Raw genomic sequence first — 14,827 nt, forward strand, 5'->3', positions numbered from 1 at the left:
CGGATCAGAGATAGCGCTCGCTTACCAATGCCGGGTATCGCCAGGACCTCCCTGTCATCTAGTCTGGCGAGCGTGCTGAAGCGCCTGATCCCGCTTGTCCGCAACGCGCTGACGACCCAGCGGGGCAGGCTGCTTCTTGCGACGCGATCGCTTGGGGCGGCTCTTTTTGTTCCTTTCGAATGAAACTGTTCGGGCATGGGGACCTGGCGTTCTTCAATATTTAACGAAGGGCGGCGCAAGCAGGCCTGTTGGACGCTGCGCCGATCTCATCCTCAAGATCCCGCCCCATAGATGCGATCAATGGTTTCGGCGACGCTGACGATGGTCTCGCAATCCTCGTCGAAGCCCTTGTCCGCCGTCAGCTTTCTTGCCCAGGCAAGCGCTGCCCTGCCGCCCCAGTCGTCCGGCGGCGAAACGAGCGTGTGCATGTGCGTGCCGCAATAACGCTCCGCCGTCAGGTCGTAGAAGGACCCGTCGATGTTTCTAAGCCCGCACCCGCCGTTCGTTCCGAAGAATTTTGCTTCGATCACCGCGTCACGGCCGGCCTGCAGTCGCCATGAACAGGCAAGCCGCACCGTTGTGCCGTTATCAAGATCGAACGTCGCCGAGGCGAAATCCTCGACCTCCTCCGCCGCCGGCGTCAGCATCTTGCCGTCACGCAGCAGCCGGCTCGAAACATTGGAAACGGCCGGGTCAACAAGGCACCACATGACAAGATCGATCAAATGGACGCCGAGATCGATAAGGCATCCGCCTCCGGACAGGCGTCTGTCGTAGAACCAGGATTTGTCCGGCCCGTAGGCGTTGTGGAATGTCAGATCGACGAAGAAGATCTTCCCGAGTTCGCCGCTCTCGATGAGCGCACGGATGGCCTGCATGGCGCTTGTGTGGCGATAGGACAAGTCGACGCCGAGCAGCCGGTCGGCCGCTCTTGCGGCCGTCACGACGGCTTGCGCCTCGACGGCGGTGCGGCCAAGCGGTTTCTGGCAGAAGACCGCCTTCCCCGCTTTAAGGGCACGGATGGATTGGGCGGCGTGGTCGGCACTTGGCGTGGCGATGACAACGCCGTCCAGTTCGTCGGCAAGAAGATCGTCGAGCCCTTCGGCATGGCGTGCCTTGGGACTGAGCGCCATCGCCTCCTCGATCATGCGCGGCGATGGATCGACAATCGTGGTGGCCTCGGCAAGTCCGCTCTGGATCAGAGCCTGCATGCGATTGCGGCCGATCCAGCCCACTCCGACAAAACCGAGCCGCAGCGGCCTGACACGCGTGTCAGCTTGGTGCGAGAGCATCCTGTTCATCGGTAGATCACCAGCGCTTTGAGGAATTCACCTGGCCGGTCTCTCGTATCGTCGAGCGCCTTGTCGAGATTTGCGAGCTGATAAGAATGGGTATAGAGCGGGCGCGGATCGAGCTGGCCTGCCGCAATCGCCTCGATGGCTCGGCGCATGCCCTCCACATAGATTCGGGGATCGCGCTCATGAGCATTGATGACGTCGAGGCCGCGCCAGTTCCACATCTGCATGTTGACTTGGCGCGGGCCGTCCTGGTGATAGCCGGCAACGACGAGGCGCCCGCGCTCCATTGTCAGTTCCCCCGCAAGGTCGAGAGGCCATTGCTTGCCGACCGCTTCGATGACCCGGTCGCAGAAGCGCCCGCTTGTCAGCGAACGAACGTCCTCGATGATGCGCCAATGATCGTCCATGACAATCCCGTGGGTCGCCCCCATGCGCTCGGCGACGTCGAGCGATGCCTGACGTCGCGAAACGGCAATCACCCGCGCTCCGGCATTGACTGCAAGCTGGGTCAAGAGCGCACCCAGGAAGCCGATGCCGACGATGGCAACTGTCTGGCCGGCTCTGATGTCGGCGCGATTGAAAATATTCATCGCGCAGCCAAGCGGTTCTCCGGGAAACGGTTGGCCATCGAGCGAGGCAGGGAGCCGGACGACCATGTCTTCGTCGGCAAGGTCGTGGCTGGCATAGGCGTGGTAGCTGAGCGCAGCTACCCGGTCTCCGACACGGATGTCGCAGACCTCCGGCCCGATCGCGTCGACAAGGCCCCAGCCCTCGTGTCCGAGCCCGCCTGGCTCCGTCGGAAACTGCATCCAGTCGGGTCCAGACCAGGGCGTCAAGTTGGAAGCGCACACGCCGCAGCCCTCCAGCCGAATGCGGACCTGGCGCGCCGTCGGCCGCGGCAAGTCGCCTTCGACCAGCTCGATGCGGCCGGGGGCCGTCACGATCGCTGCCGTTAATACGGATGGTTTTGCTGCGCTCACGTCCATTCGTCTCTCCTGGTTTCAGTCCGGCCGTGCCGGCCGCACGAGCCGAGGTTATCGTCATGCCGAGGCAGCTCGCACTGGCGTAGACCTTTGAAGGGCTGCGGCGTGCTCGTCCCCGATGCTCACGCCCCGAACCGAGAAGTGGTCAAACTGTTCCGGAAGAAGTTGAAGTTCATGAAATAGAAGATGCTCGAGCCCAAGGGGCGGTCCGCGCACGAGTTTCTTATTGCCGCCACGCCTCATGGGCGGGCGAACTGTGCGGAGGCAAAAAATCGTCGATTTTGCTCAGCCGGGCCGGTGCCGCGGTGGTTCGCGGAGCGTTTCCGGCACGCAGGAAGGATTGATGAAGTTATAGATGACAAAGATGTCATTGATGAGGAACATTCGCAGCCAAGCGTTGTTGGGCGCCCTGTCACAGATGAGAAATGTGCAGAGGAAGCCATGACAAGAATACTCGTTACCGGCGGCTGCGGCTTTATCGGCCGGCATGTCACCGAAGAGCTTTTGAAGGCAAACTACGAGGTTCGTATCCTGGATGCCCTGATCGATCAGGTGCATGGGGATGTTGAAACTGACATGCCGCAGGCCGCCGAAATCCTGCGCGGCAATGTCTGCGACCGCGTCGCGGTCGTTGAAGCTCTTGACGATGTCGACGGCGTCATCCACCTGGCCGCGGAAGTCGGCGTTGGTCAGTCCATGTACGAGATCGCCCGATATGTGGGCGGAAACGACCTTGGCACGGCAGTTCTTCTTGAGGCCATGATCGGCAAGCCGATCAGACGGATCGTTGTCGCCTCCTCCATGAGCGTCTATGGCGAAGGCCGGTACCTGACGTCGACGGGCGAGCAGGTCGGCCTGGCCCGTCGCAGGAGCGAGCGTATCAAGGCCGGCTCGTGGAACCTGCGCGGTCCAGACGGCGAGGATCTCGTCCCCGTGGCGACCGACGAGGAAAAGCCCGTCGATCTTGCCTCGATCTATGCATTGACGAAATATGGCCAGGAGCGGCAGGTCCTGATTTTCGGGGAAGCCTATGGCGTCGACGCCGTGGCGCTGCGCCTCTTCAACGTTTTCGGAGCTGGCCAAGCGCTGTCCAATCCCTATACGGGAGTGCTGGCCAACTTTGCCTCCAGGCTCGCCAATCACCAGTCGCCGATGATTTTCGAAGATGGCGAGCAGCGACGCGATTTCGTCCATGTCCGTGACGTGGCTCGTGCCTTTCGGCTCGCCTTCGAGCAGAAGGCCGCTGCCGGCCATGTCATCAATATCGGCAGTGGCAACGCCTATACGATCACCGAGGTGGCGACGCTTCTCGCGGAGGCCATGGGTGTGCCCGAAATTGCCCCCGATATCATGAACAAGGCGCGCTCGGGGGACATCCGCAACTGTTTTGCCGACATCTCCAAGGCGCGCGATCTCCTCGGATTCGAGCCGGAGTTTCGCCTTGAACAGGCGCTCGGCCCATTCGTCGAATGGGTCAAGCTCACCGGCGCCATCGACCGTGGCGCGGAGATGAAGCGGCAGCTGGAAGCAAGGGGGCTCGTGTCATGACCGCGCAATCAACCCTTGCGGGGATCCAGCCGAGGCGGTTCGGCTTCGTAGAATGGTTCCGGCCCGGCGAATTTTCACGCACGGAGGAAATCCTGCCCGACATCCTGTCGAGTGGCGCAAGCTTCCTGCGCACGCATCTGTCCTGGGCCGAATACCTGGCGCCCGGGGGCCAGGACTGGTTTGACTGGCTGATCCCGAAGCTTGGCAGGAGCATCGATCTGCTGCCTTGCCTCCATTACACGCCGCCATCCCTGTCGCGCACCGGACGATCCTCCGGCGCACCGATCGACCTGAAGTCATACGCCGACTTCGTCGATCATGTTCTCGATCGGTATGGGCAGCACTTCACCCATGTGGAATTGTGGAACGAGCCCAACAACCTCCTCGACTGGGACTGGCGCGAAGACGGCGATTTCATGCTGTTTTGCCAGATGGTCGGTGGGGCAGCCTACTGGGCCAGAAAACGTGGCTTCAAGCCGGTGTTGGGCGGCCCCTGTCCCTTCGATCCCTACTGGCTGAACCTGATGGGCGAGCGTGGCGTGCTCAACGTCGTCGACGCGGTCGGCTTCCACGGCTTCCCAGGCACATGGGACAGCGAGGAGGGCGCCTGGGGCGGCTGGGACATGCATCTCGGCGAGATGCGAAAGATCCTCGGCCGCTTCAATCCGGCCGCCGAGATCTGGATCACCGAAACCGGCTATTCGACCTGGCGCAACGACGAGATGGAACAGGCGCGCCGCTTCATCAAGGCGTTGAGCGTACCCGCCGACCGGATGTACTGGTATTCCTGGCGTGACGTGCCGGCGGACGTGCCGGTTCAGGAAGGGTTATGGTTCGATCCTCGTCACTACCACCTCGGCGCCGTGACCGACGACAACCAGCCAAAGCTCCTGGCCCGCCTTCTGATGGAAGGGGGCGTGGCGCGCCTCGACGAAGTTAGCCGCCTTGCCAGCCCGAACCTTGCAACGGGCGCGGCGCCGATCGTCATTACCGGAGGCAGCGGCTTCATCGGATCGAACCTCGCCGATAGTTTCCTCAAGGACGGCAAGGATGTCGTCATCCTCGATAATCTTTCGAGGCCGGGCGTCGACCAGAACCTTGCCTGGCTGACGGCGCGGCATGGGCGGCGTGTCCATCCGCTGCTCGCCGACATCCGCGATCTGCGCAGCATCGAGGCGGGTTTTACCGATGCCGAAGCGGTCTTCCACTTCGCCGCCCAGACCGCCGTCACCACCAGCATCGAGCGACCGCTCGACGATTTCGAAACCAATGCGCGTGGCACGATCAACGTGCTGGAGGCGGTCCGCAAGGCCGGCCGCCAAGCGCCCGTCATCTTCGCCAGCACGAACAAGGTTTATGGAGCGCTCGATGATCTGAAAATGCTGGAGCGAGACCGTTGCTACGCCCCCGCCGTCGACGCGATAAGGCTGCGCGGCATTGGCGAGGATCGGCCTCTCGACTTCTGCACCCCGTACGGCTGCTCCAAAGGCGTCGCCGATCAATATATGCTCGATTATCTCAAATCCTTCTCCATCCCGACGGCCGTGCTGCGGATGAGCTGCATCTATGGACCGCGCCAGTTCGGCACGGAAGACCAGGGCTGGGTCGCCCATTTCCTCATCCGCGCGCTAAGCGGCGCGCCAATCTCGATCTATGGGGACGGCAGACAGGTCCGTGACATCCTCTTCGTCGACGACGCTGTCGCGGCCTATCGTGCCGTTCTCGACAATATCGACCGCGTCAGCGGGCAGGCCTTCAACCTGGGAGGGGGCCCCGGCAATGCCGTCAGTCTCCTGGACGTGCTGCAGGCAATTGAAACGCTGACCGGGCAGCGGCTCGAAACCTCCTTCGGCGATTGGCGTGCCGGTGACCAGCTTTATTTCGTTGCCGACACCAGGAAGCTCGAAACCAATGTCGGCTGGCGAGCCCGCATGGGCTGGAAAGACGGATTGCGAGCCCTCGGCAATTGGCTTGTCGACAACCGTTTCGAAGGTCAGGCTCTGATGGGTGAACGGCGCAAGGTGTCGGCATGAGGCAGGCCCTAGACATGGCTGCCCCGCCTCGCATCATGATGACCGTCGACGCGGTCGGAGGCGTCTGGCGCTACGCCATGGATCTCGCCGCGGGATTGCGCAGCGAAGGAATCGCCACCTGTTTCGTTGGACTTGGCCCGCCTCCGTCCCGACAGGAAAAAGCCGAGGCAATGGCAATCGGCGAAATAGACTGGCTCGACGAACCGCTCGACTGGATGGTTCAGGACGAGGGCGCCCTTAAGAAGGTACCACATGCGATCGCAGCGCTCGCCAAACGAAGGCAGGTTGACCTCCTGCATCTTAACCTGCCCTCGCAGGCGGCAGAGCTTGACATCGACATGCCGGTTGTCGCCGTCTCCCATTCCTGTGTCGTTACCTGGTTTGCGGCTGTGCGCCAAGCTGCGGTCCCCGACGGCTGGCGCTGGCAGCAGTCGCTGAACGCCCGCGGATTCGAACGGGCCGCGGCCGTGGTGGCGCCAAGCCATAGCCATGCCGCGATGCTGCGCGCGGCCTATGGCCCGATCCCGCATCTGACGGTGACCTACAATGCAAGTGGTGTCAGAGCCGCCGCCGACCCCCCCAAGGAAGACTTTGCTTTTGCGGCCGGACGCTGGTGGGACGAGGGCAAGAATGCTGCCGTCCTTGACGCCGCCGCCGCGCAGATGACCTGGCCGCTCCTGACCGTCGGAGCCGATCATGGACCGGACGGGCAGGGCATGACGATGTCAAAGACACGCCACCTCGGCATCCTTCCGCACGCCGAAGCGATGACGCTGATGCGTCGCGCGGCCATCTTCGTCTCGCCGTCGCTCTACGAGCCTTTCGGGCTTGCCGCCCTGGAGGCGGCGCGCTCCGGCGCTGGCCTCGTCCTCGCCGACATCGCGACCTATCGGGAACTCTGGGACGGCGCGGCGGTTTTTGCCAATCCGCATCGTCCAGTGGCCTTCGCCGACGCGGTCAATCATCTGGCAAGCGATGTCGTCTCGCGCCAGGCGCTTGCGGACAAGGCGCGGCTTCGCTCCAAACGCTTTTCGCTACAGGCGCAGGCAGCCTCCATGGCACGCGTCTATGCCAGCCTTCTCGAACATGGGCGCAAGATCAAGTTAGCGGAGTAGATCATGAAATTCGTCTTTTATACGCAGTCGCTCCTGTCCGATTGGAACCACGGCAACGCGCATTTCCTGCGTGGCCTCATGCGCGACCTCGTTCGCCGCGGCCACGACGCGCTGGCGCTCGAGCCGGAAGACTCATGGAGCCGGCGAAATCTCGTCGCCGACCAGGGGAAAGCTGCGATCGCGGGTTTTGCCGAAGCCTTTCCGGGCCTGCGCGCGCAGATCTACATGGATAGTTTCGACCATGAGGCAGCACTCGGAGATGCCGATGTGGTTATCGTCCACGAGTGGACGGATCCCGCGCTCGTAGCACGGCTCGGCAGGGCACGCGCCAATGGTGCCCGTTTCACGCTGCTCTTTCACGACACCCATCATCGCGCCGTATCGGCGCAAACCGATATTTCCGGCCTCTCGCTCGATGGCTATGACGGCGTCCTCGCCTTCGGCGAGACGCTGCGGCAGCGTTACCTCAAAGCCGGCTGGGCCAAGTCAGTGTTCACTTTCCACGAGGCGGCTGACGATGCCTTGTTCCGGCCGATGCCGAAGGTCGAAAAAACCGGCGATCTCATCTGGATCGGCAATTGGGGCGACGATGAGCGCTCCGAGGAAATCCTCGAGTATCTCGTGCGCCCTGCCAAAAGCCTTGGCCTTCGCACAAGCGTGCGTGGAGTTCGCTATCCCGCCGAGGCGCTGTCTGCGCTCAAAGATGCGGGCATCGCCTATGGCGGCTGGATCGCCAATGCTGACGCGCCGCTTGCTTTCGCCCGCAACCGGGTGACCGTTCATATTCCGCGCAGGCCCTATGTCAGCCACCTGCCGGGCATCCCGACCATCCGCGTCTTCGAGGCGCTTGCCTGCGGCATCCCCTTGATCTCGGCACCGTGGGATGATGCCGAAGGCTTGTTCAGGCCCGGCCGGGACTACCTCCTGGCCGAGGATGGATCGGCCATGCGCCGTCATCTGGGGGAGGTGCTTTCCAATCCCGAGCTTTCGGCCGAGCTCGCCGAGAGCGGGCTTCAGACGATCCAGGCGCGTCACACATGCCGTCACCGCATCGATGAACTCTTGGCCATCCTGGCCACCGTCGGCAGCCGCTCCGTCCTCGACCAGCTCGCGTCGAAGGAGGCAGCACAATGAAGATCGCTTTTTACGGGTCAAGCCTCCTATCGGCCTATTGGAATGGCGCGGCTACCTATTACCGCGGCCTGCTGCGGGCGCTTGCCGAGCGCGGCTACGATATCACCTTCTATGAGCCCGACGTCTACGAGCGCCAGAAGAACAGGGATATCGATCCCCCACGCTGGTGCAAGGTGGTCGTCTACGAGGCAACGGCCGATGACCTGCGGGCGGTCGCGGTCAAGGCGGGCGAAGCCGAGATCGTTGTCAAGGCAAGCGGCGTCGGTTTCGAGGACGATCGCCTGATGGAGGAGGTGCTTCGTCATGCGCGGCCCGAGGCCCTGAAAATCTTCTGGGATGTCGATGCACCGGCAACGCTGTCGGAGTTGCGCGACATCCCCGGCCATGCCGTGCGCCTTGCGCTCCAGAAGCTCGACCTTGTCCTGACCTATGGTGGTGGCGACCCTGTGGTTGAGGCCTATCGTGAGTTCGGCGCACGCGCGTGCATCCCCATCTATAACGCTCTCGATCCCGACACCCATCATCCGGTGGCGCCGGATGAGCGTTTCAGCGCCGATCTCGGCTTCCTCGGCAACCGGCTTCCCGACCGTGAGGCGCGCGTCGAGCATTTTTTCCTCGAGCCCGCCGCACGCCTTCCGCAGGCCCGCTTCCTCCTTGGTGGTTCCGGATGGCAGGACAAGCCCATGACCGGCAATGTCAGGCGGGTGGGACACGTTGCCACCCACGACCACAACGCCTTCAACGTCACGCCCAAGGCCGTTCTTAATATCTCTCGGGAAAGCATGGCCCGGAACGGCTTTTCACCGGCCACCCGCGTCTTTGAGGCGGCCGGCGCGGGGGCCTGTCTCGTCACCGACCACTGGGAAGGTATCGAACTCTTTCTCAAGCCGAACGAGGAGGTTCTTGTCGCGCGTGATGCACAGGACGTCATCGATCTCATGGCGGATCTGACGCCGCAACGGGCGGCAGCGATCGGTAAAAGAGCCATGGCGCGCGTCCTTGCCGACCACACCTACGCGCAGCGCGCCGAAATCGTCGATGCGCTCTTCCGTCAAAAGCTGCGGCGCCACGGGGAGGCAGCAGCATGAGGGTCCCTCTCAATCTCGTGGTCTTCGGCCTGTCACTGTCCTCGTCCTGGGGCAATGGCCACGCCACGACCTTCCGGGCACTTCTGCGGGGGCTGGCCGCATCGGGCCATAATGTCCTTTTTCTGGAAAGAGACGTGCCATGGTACGCGGGCCATCGCGATCTGCCCTCACCGGACTTCTGCACGCTTGCCTACTATGACACGATCGATGCCGTCCTTGCGACCCACGGCGCCCGCTTGAAGGAGGCCGATGCGGTAATCGTCGGTTCCTACGTCCCGGATGGGTGCGAGCTGATCGATCGGCTGGCGCATCTTGCACCCAGGCATCTGTGTTTCTACGACATCGACACGCCGGTGACGCTTGCCGCTCTCGAACGCGGCGAGGAACCCTATCTCGCCAGGCGGCAGATCCCGCTCTTCGACATTTATTTCTCGTTTTCGGGCGGTGCGGTTCTCGACATCTTGGAGCATCGCTTCCAAGCCAGGAAGGCGGCGGCGCTCTACTGCTCCGTCGATGCCGAGCGATACGTCAATACGCGCGAGCCCTTGCGGTGGGATCTTGGTTATCTTGGAACCTATAGTGCCGATCGCCAGCCGACGCTTGAAAGACTGTTGCTCGAACCGGCACGACGCCTGCCCGACCTGCGCTTCGTCGTCGCCGGGCCCCAATATCCCGGCGAAATCGAATGGCCCGAAAACGTCGAGCGGATCGACCATTTGCCGCCGCGCGAACACGCCAGCTTTTATAGCCGCCAGCGTTTCACGCTGAATGTGACGCGTGCCGACATGATCACGGCAGGCTGGTCGCCAAGCGTGCGCCTCTTCGAGGCAGCCGCCTGCTCGGCGCCGATCATCAGCGACGAGTGGCGCGGTCTTGACGAACTCCTGCCGGACGGGCAGGCGCTGGTCATTGCCCGCACCAGCGAGGATGTCGTTGCCGTGCTGACCCGCATGGACGACGCGACGCGCCGGATGATCGCAGAGGCGGCGCGAAGCGAAGTGCTCGCCAGCCACACCGGCCTCGCGCGCGCCCGACAAATGGCAGGGGCACTTGCCGCACTCGAGCAGACGCCATCCGCAACAATGACCCTTGATCCGCAGATTGACAGCGTAAGGAGATCGTAATGCTGCAGAAGAGCCGAAACGGCAAAGGAAGAAGCGTTCTTGTTGCCGGCGGTGCCGGCTTTGTCGGCTCGCATCTTTGCGATGCCTTGCTTTCGCGTGGGGACCGTGTGCTCTGCGTCGACAGTTTCATCACCGGATCCGTCACCAACGTTCAACCGCTCGCCAATCACCCCCAGTTCCGTCTCATCGAGGCGGATATCTGCGATCTACGCAGCATCGACGAGCCGCTCGACCAGATCTACAACCTGGCTTGCGCGGCCTCGCCTCCGCAATATCAAGCCGACCCGGTCCACACCATGATGACCTGCGTGGCCGGAACGGGAAACCTTCTGGCACTTGCCGAATATCATAATGCATCGTTTCTTCAGGCATCCACGAGCGAGGTCTATGGTGATCCCGCCGAACATCCGCAGCGCGAGGATTACCGTGGCAATGTCAGCTGCACCGGGCCACGCGCATGCTACGACGAAGGAAAGCGCGCCGCCGAGGCACTATGCTTCGATCTTGTCCGCGCCGGACGCGTCGATGCACGCGTCGCGCGCATCTTCAATACCTATGGACCGCGCATGCAGCCTCATGACGGCCGCATCATTTCCAATCTGCTGGTGCAGGCGATCACCGGCAAACCTCTGACGATCTACGGCAGTGGTCAGCAAACTCGCTCCTTTTGCTTCGTCAGCGATCTCGTGGCAGGTCTCATGGCCTTGATGAATGTCACTCCCAACCCGCAAGGGCCCGTCAATCTCGGCAATCCGGGAGAATTCACCATCAACCAGCTCGCCGAAATGGTTCATGCAATGGTCCCCACCGCGGCCAGGATCGTCTATCACCCCTTGCCGCAGGACGATCCGCAGCGCCGTCGGCCGGACATTTCCAAGGCGAAGGATCTCCTTGGCTGGGAGCCGCGGGTCCCTCTTGCCGAGGGCCTGCGCCAGACCGCCGCCTGGTTCATCGCAACGCTTGGCACGCAACCCGTCTCCGGCAAGAGGCGAGCGCCGCCGTCGGCACGAACAAGGCGCTCGAACGTCTCGATCGGGGTCTAGGACATGGAAGATCGCCGGCTGACTGATCAGACGGACTTGAAGGCGAAGATCGCTGAGTTGGGTCCTTGGTTCCACAATCTTGACATCAACGGCGTCAGGACCGCGCCCGACCATTTCCTCGGCGATTACCCGACCTTCAAGTGGCGGCGATTTTGCGATGTCATTCCTGAGGATCTTCAGGGTCGAAGCGTCCTCGATGTTGGCTGCAATGCCGGCTTTTACAGTCTCGAAATGAAACGGCGAAATGCCGGCCGGGTGCTCGGCATTGATGCGGATGCGCGCTATCTGAGACAGGCGCGCTTCGCCGCAGAGCAGGCAGGCCTGGACGTCCACTTCCGGCAGATGTCGGTCTATGAGGTCGGCAAGCTCGCCGAGCGCTTCGACCTCGTCATCTTCATGGGCGTGCTCTACCACCTGCGCCATCCGCTCCTGGCTCTTGACCTGCTCTACGAACACGCAGTCGGGGACAGCTTGCTCTTTCAATGCCTGCAGCGCGGCGATGAACGCCTGCCGATGCTACAGGAGGACTATCCGTTTGAGGAATGGGCAATCTTTGACCGTCCCGACTATCCCAAGCTCTTCTTCGTGGAGGAGCGCTATGCATCGGATCCGACCAACTGGTTCATTCCCAACAAGGCGGCGGTCGAGGCGATGTTGCGAAGCGCCGGTTTCGTCATCGAAGAAAACCCCGAACGAGAGGTCTACCTCTGTCGCCGAGGCGAACGTCATTACGCAGTCGAGCCTCCCGTCTGGGCTGAAGCGACATCCAGCGTCGCGGCCAGCAGAGGCAGCGACGAGACGATGAAAAGCAACGAAAGCGAAGCCGGTGCCTGGCGCTCGGATGACATCCGCCAATCCGCGGTTACACCCCCCAAGGAGGCTTAACCATGCCCGACCCCTCAGACAAGGATCCTGTGCAGGCACCGGCGACCTCCGCGTCGGGCAAGCGCCGTCGTCTCAATGCCGGGCGTGTCGGGCTGACGATTATCATCACCGTCGCCGTGATTGCCTTTTGCGTTTATGCCTTCATTGCAATCTATGGACTGACCAAGGCAGGATAGTGTTGTCTCGCGCGCCGGCGACTTCGCCGTCACGCCGCGCGCCCGACTGCACCCGCACGATCGAGTTGTCATGAGTTGTTCGAAACAACGAGGCACGTAAACCTTCGCGCTCGTTCCCAGGCTCGGGCAGCATGCGATCTTGAGACCACGCAGTGCCGTTTCTATGTTCACTTTGACGCCTGACCTGGTCGACGTTCCGAGCCATGGCAGATCGCCGTTCAGCATCGTTGCCCGACGCAGCCTTGAGGGCCCTCAGCATCAGCGATAGGTGTCATTGCCGCGTTTGCCCGGTTTCGCCGGGTCTAGTGCATAGGGTCGGCCCTCAGGGACTGCGATCTCTTTGAAATTATCCGCCAGCTGCTGCAGGCGCGCGCGCATGTTGGCACCGCGCACGGGCTGGCCGTGGCCCGTTATGACGAGCTCTGGTTTGAGCTCGGCGAGTTCAACGACGGAGCGCTGCGCCGCGTCCCAGTCGGGCGTCAGGTAGCGCGGTGGCCCGTGCATTTCGGGGCGCTGCGTCATCACCTCATAGACAGATTCCTGCCCGGTGGTGACGATTGCATCGCCGGCGATCAAGCACCTATCCGCCGCGCGCCATAAGGATACATGACCCGGCGCGTGACCGGGCGTATGCAGCCAGGTCCAACCCGGCATGAAGGGGACGCTCCGGTCCTGGGGCAGGGGCTGCAGCCGTTGCTCGACATTGACCGGCGAGCGCGGATAGAGCGGTGACAATAGCGCCATTGCGCCGCCTCCCACCAAGGGATCGGCGGGTGGATAGGATGCCTGGCCGTTCAGGTACGGGAATTCCAGCCAATGAGCGTAGACCGGCACATTCCAGTGTTGCGCAAGCGTTTCCAGCGAGCCGACGTGATCGAAATGGCCGTGGGTCAGGAGGATCGCCGATGGTGGCCTCATGACTCCGAACCTGTGTTCGGCGGCCTCGATGATAGCCTGTCGGGAGGTCGGAAGCCCGGTATCGATCAACACCCAGTCCGCGTCGGTTGCGGGGTCTCCATAAAATATGACGTTGACGATCGACATGCGACGAAAGGCAAGGTCTGGCAGGATTGCGGATATGCCCGATCCGGTCTCAGTGGTCGGGGCAAGATCGCTGTCTTCGAGCGGAAGCTGGACGGTCAAGATCAATTCCTCGTTGCTGTGGCGCCCGTGTCCCTTGTCGGTTCAAGCGCGTGTTGCTAGCGGTCGACTTCCCCGAATACGATGTCGAGCGAACCTAAAACCGCCGATATGTCTGCGAGCTGATGGCCTCTGCACAGGAAGTCCATCGCCTGGAGATGGGTGAAACCGGGCGCGCGGATCTTGCATCGATAGGGCGCGTTGGTTCCATCGGCGATCAGGTAGACGCCGAACTCCCCCTTCGGCGCCTCGACGGCCGCGTACACCTCGCCGGCAGGCACCCTGAAACCCTCTGTATAGAGCTTGAAATGATGAATGAGCGCCTCCATCGAGCGCTTCATTTCCCCGCGCTTTGGCGGCACGATCTTTCCGTCCCTTGACGAGACGGGACCGGTCGCCTGTTGCGACAACAATCGCTCCACGCATTGCGCCATGATGCGCACAGATTCCCGCATCTCCTGCATGCGGATCAGGTACCGGTCGTAACAGTCACCATTCTTGCCGATCGGAATATCGAACTCGAGGTCCGAATAACATTCGTAGGGCTGAGCGCGACGTAGGTCCCAGGCCGCGCCCGAGCCTCTTATCAGGACGCCCGTGAAGCCCCAGGCCCAAGCGTCCTGGAGACTGATGACGCCGATATCGACGTTGCGCTGCTTGAAGATGCGGTTGCCGGTCAGCAAATCGTCAATATCGTCAAGCGTAGCCGGGAAGGTCTCGCACCAGCGGCCGATATCTTCAATAAGGTCGACTGGCAGATCCTGATGAACGCCCCCTGGCCTGAAATAGGCCGCGTGCATGCGTGAGCCCGAGGCGCGCTCGTAAAAGACCATCAGCTTTTCACGTTCTTCAAATCCCCAGAGCGGCGGCGTGAGCGCTCCGACATCCATAGCCTGAGTGGTAACATTCAAGAGATGAGACAGAATTCGGCTGATCTCGGCATAAAGTACCCGGATCAGCTGCCCTCTGATCGGCACATCCAGTTCGAGGAGCCTCTCGACCGCCAGGCAATAGGCATGTTCCTGGATCATGGGCGCGACATAATCGAGCCGATCGAAATAGGGCAGGGCCTGAAGATATGTCTTCTTCTCGATCAATTTTTCCGTGCCGCGATGCAGTAGGCCGATATGCGGATCGACCCGCTCGACGATTTCGCCGTCAAGCTCGAGCACGAGCCGCAGCACGCCATGGGCGGCAGGATGTTGCGCCCGAAGTTGATGTTGAAGTTGCGAATGCTGTGTTCCCTCACCACGATCTCCG

11 protein-coding genes and 2 pseudogenes are annotated in these 14,827 nt (G+C 62.2%); 9 read left to right on the forward strand and 4 right to left on the reverse strand.

The window, feature by feature from the left end:
* Window positions 1-272: 272 nt before the first annotated feature.
* Window positions 273-1,301, reverse strand: coding sequence for a Gfo/Idh/MocA family oxidoreductase (locus FHT93_RS19575; RefSeq protein ID WP_183849024.1), 1,029 nt, complete (start codon window positions 1,299-1,301; stop codon window positions 273-275).
* A complete protein-coding gene (locus FHT93_RS19580) occupies window positions 1,298-2,284 on the reverse strand; it encodes a zinc-binding dehydrogenase (protein WP_113210904.1) in 987 nt (328 codons plus the stop codon). The genes FHT93_RS19575 and FHT93_RS19580 overlap by 4 nt, the downstream gene beginning before the upstream one ends.
* A 438-nt stretch (window positions 2,285-2,722) precedes the next feature.
* Here FHT93_RS19580 and FHT93_RS19585 point away from each other — a divergent pair, with 438 nt between their 5' ends.
* The 9 genes and pseudogenes from FHT93_RS19585 to FHT93_RS19625 all read left to right on the forward strand — a co-directional run bounded on the left by FHT93_RS19585 (window position 2,723) and on the right by FHT93_RS19625 (window position 12,427).
* The gene (locus FHT93_RS19585) at window positions 2,723-3,829 is read left to right on the forward strand and encodes an NAD-dependent epimerase/dehydratase family protein (protein ID WP_113208008.1); all 1,107 of its coding nucleotides are present in this window, start codon (window positions 2,723-2,725) and stop codon (window positions 3,827-3,829) included.
* Window positions 3,826-5,862, forward strand: a complete 2,037-nt coding sequence (locus FHT93_RS19590) for an NAD-dependent epimerase/dehydratase family protein (protein WP_113210905.1) — start codon at window positions 3,826-3,828, stop codon at window positions 5,860-5,862. Before FHT93_RS19585 ends, FHT93_RS19590 begins: the two co-directional genes overlap by 4 nt.
* Before the next feature lie 14 nt (window positions 5,863-5,876).
* Window positions 5,877-6,977, forward strand: a complete 1,101-nt coding sequence (locus FHT93_RS19595) for a glycosyltransferase family 4 protein (RefSeq protein WP_246781654.1) — start codon at window positions 5,877-5,879, stop codon at window positions 6,975-6,977.
* 3 nt (window positions 6,978-6,980) lie between these two features.
* Window positions 6,981-8,111 carry a glycosyltransferase gene (locus FHT93_RS19600; RefSeq protein ID WP_113208011.1) on the forward strand — a complete coding sequence of 377 codons (1,131 nt, stop codon included), beginning with the start codon at window positions 6,981-6,983 and terminating at the stop codon, window positions 8,109-8,111.
* Window positions 8,108-9,199 carry a glycosyltransferase gene (locus tag FHT93_RS19605; RefSeq protein ID WP_183849026.1) on the forward strand — a complete coding sequence of 364 codons (1,092 nt, stop codon included), beginning with the start codon at window positions 8,108-8,110 and terminating at the stop codon, window positions 9,197-9,199. The genes FHT93_RS19600 and FHT93_RS19605 overlap by 4 nt, the downstream gene beginning before the upstream one ends.
* Window positions 9,196-10,323: a glycosyltransferase gene (locus tag FHT93_RS19610; protein ID WP_183849027.1), complete on the forward strand. Its 1,128-nt coding sequence runs from the start codon at window positions 9,196-9,198 to the stop codon at window positions 10,321-10,323. The genes FHT93_RS19605 and FHT93_RS19610 overlap by 4 nt, the downstream gene beginning before the upstream one ends.
* Window positions 10,323-11,366, forward strand: coding sequence for a UDP-glucuronic acid decarboxylase family protein (locus tag FHT93_RS19615; protein ID WP_113210909.1), 1,044 nt, complete (start codon window positions 10,323-10,325; stop codon window positions 11,364-11,366). Before FHT93_RS19610 ends, FHT93_RS19615 begins: the two co-directional genes overlap by 1 nt.
* A gap of 3 nt (window positions 11,367-11,369) precedes the next feature.
* Window positions 11,370-12,113: pseudogene (locus tag FHT93_RS19620) on the forward strand (TIGR04290 family methyltransferase); the annotation flags it as partial.
* 140 nt (window positions 12,114-12,253) lie between these two features.
* Window positions 12,254-12,427 (forward strand): hypothetical protein, encoded by a 174-nt coding sequence (locus tag FHT93_RS19625; RefSeq protein WP_183849029.1) that lies wholly within the window; start codon window positions 12,254-12,256, stop codon window positions 12,425-12,427.
* A gap of 258 nt (window positions 12,428-12,685) precedes the next feature.
* Here FHT93_RS19625 and FHT93_RS19630 read toward each other — a convergent pair whose 3' ends face one another.
* Window positions 12,686-13,570 carry an MBL fold metallo-hydrolase gene (locus tag FHT93_RS19630; protein WP_183849031.1) on the reverse strand — a complete coding sequence of 295 codons (885 nt, stop codon included), beginning with the start codon at window positions 13,568-13,570 and terminating at the stop codon, window positions 12,686-12,688.
* 56 nt (window positions 13,571-13,626) lie between these two features.
* Window positions 13,627-14,816: pseudogene (locus tag FHT93_RS19635) on the reverse strand (NADH-quinone oxidoreductase subunit D).
* Window positions 14,817-14,827: the final 11 nt, after the last annotated feature.

The organism is Rhizobium sp. BK379 (genome assembly GCF_014193955.1).
Classification (GTDB): Bacteria; Pseudomonadota; Alphaproteobacteria; order Rhizobiales; family Rhizobiaceae; genus Rhizobium.

Excerpts from the sequence above, each read along its gene's own strand:
- FHT93_RS19585 (WP_113208008.1), top strand. The coding sequence starts at position 2,723 with ATGACAAGAATACTCGTTACCGGCGGCTGCGGCTTTATCGGCCGGCAT.
- FHT93_RS19615 (WP_113210909.1), top strand. The coding sequence starts at position 10,323 with ATGCTGCAGAAGAGCCGAAACGGCAAAGGAAGAAGCGTTCTTGTTGCC.
- FHT93_RS19575 (WP_183849024.1), bottom strand. The coding sequence starts at position 1,301 with ATGAACAGGATGCTCTCGCACCAAGCTGACACGCGTGTCAGGCCGCTG.
- FHT93_RS19610 (WP_183849027.1), top strand. The coding sequence starts at position 9,196 with ATGAGGGTCCCTCTCAATCTCGTGGTCTTCGGCCTGTCACTGTCCTCG.
- FHT93_RS19625 (WP_183849029.1), top strand. The coding sequence starts at position 12,254 with ATGCCCGACCCCTCAGACAAGGATCCTGTGCAGGCACCGGCGACCTCC.
- FHT93_RS19590 (WP_113210905.1), top strand. The coding sequence starts at position 3,826 with ATGACCGCGCAATCAACCCTTGCGGGGATCCAGCCGAGGCGGTTCGGC.
- FHT93_RS19595 (WP_246781654.1), top strand. The coding sequence starts at position 5,877 with ATGGCTGCCCCGCCTCGCATCATGATGACCGTCGACGCGGTCGGAGGC.
- FHT93_RS19580 (WP_113210904.1), bottom strand. The coding sequence starts at position 2,284 with ATGGACGTGAGCGCAGCAAAACCATCCGTATTAACGGCAGCGATCGTG.
- FHT93_RS19605 (WP_183849026.1), top strand. The coding sequence starts at position 8,108 with ATGAAGATCGCTTTTTACGGGTCAAGCCTCCTATCGGCCTATTGGAAT.
- FHT93_RS19600 (WP_113208011.1), top strand. The coding sequence starts at position 6,981 with ATGAAATTCGTCTTTTATACGCAGTCGCTCCTGTCCGATTGGAACCAC.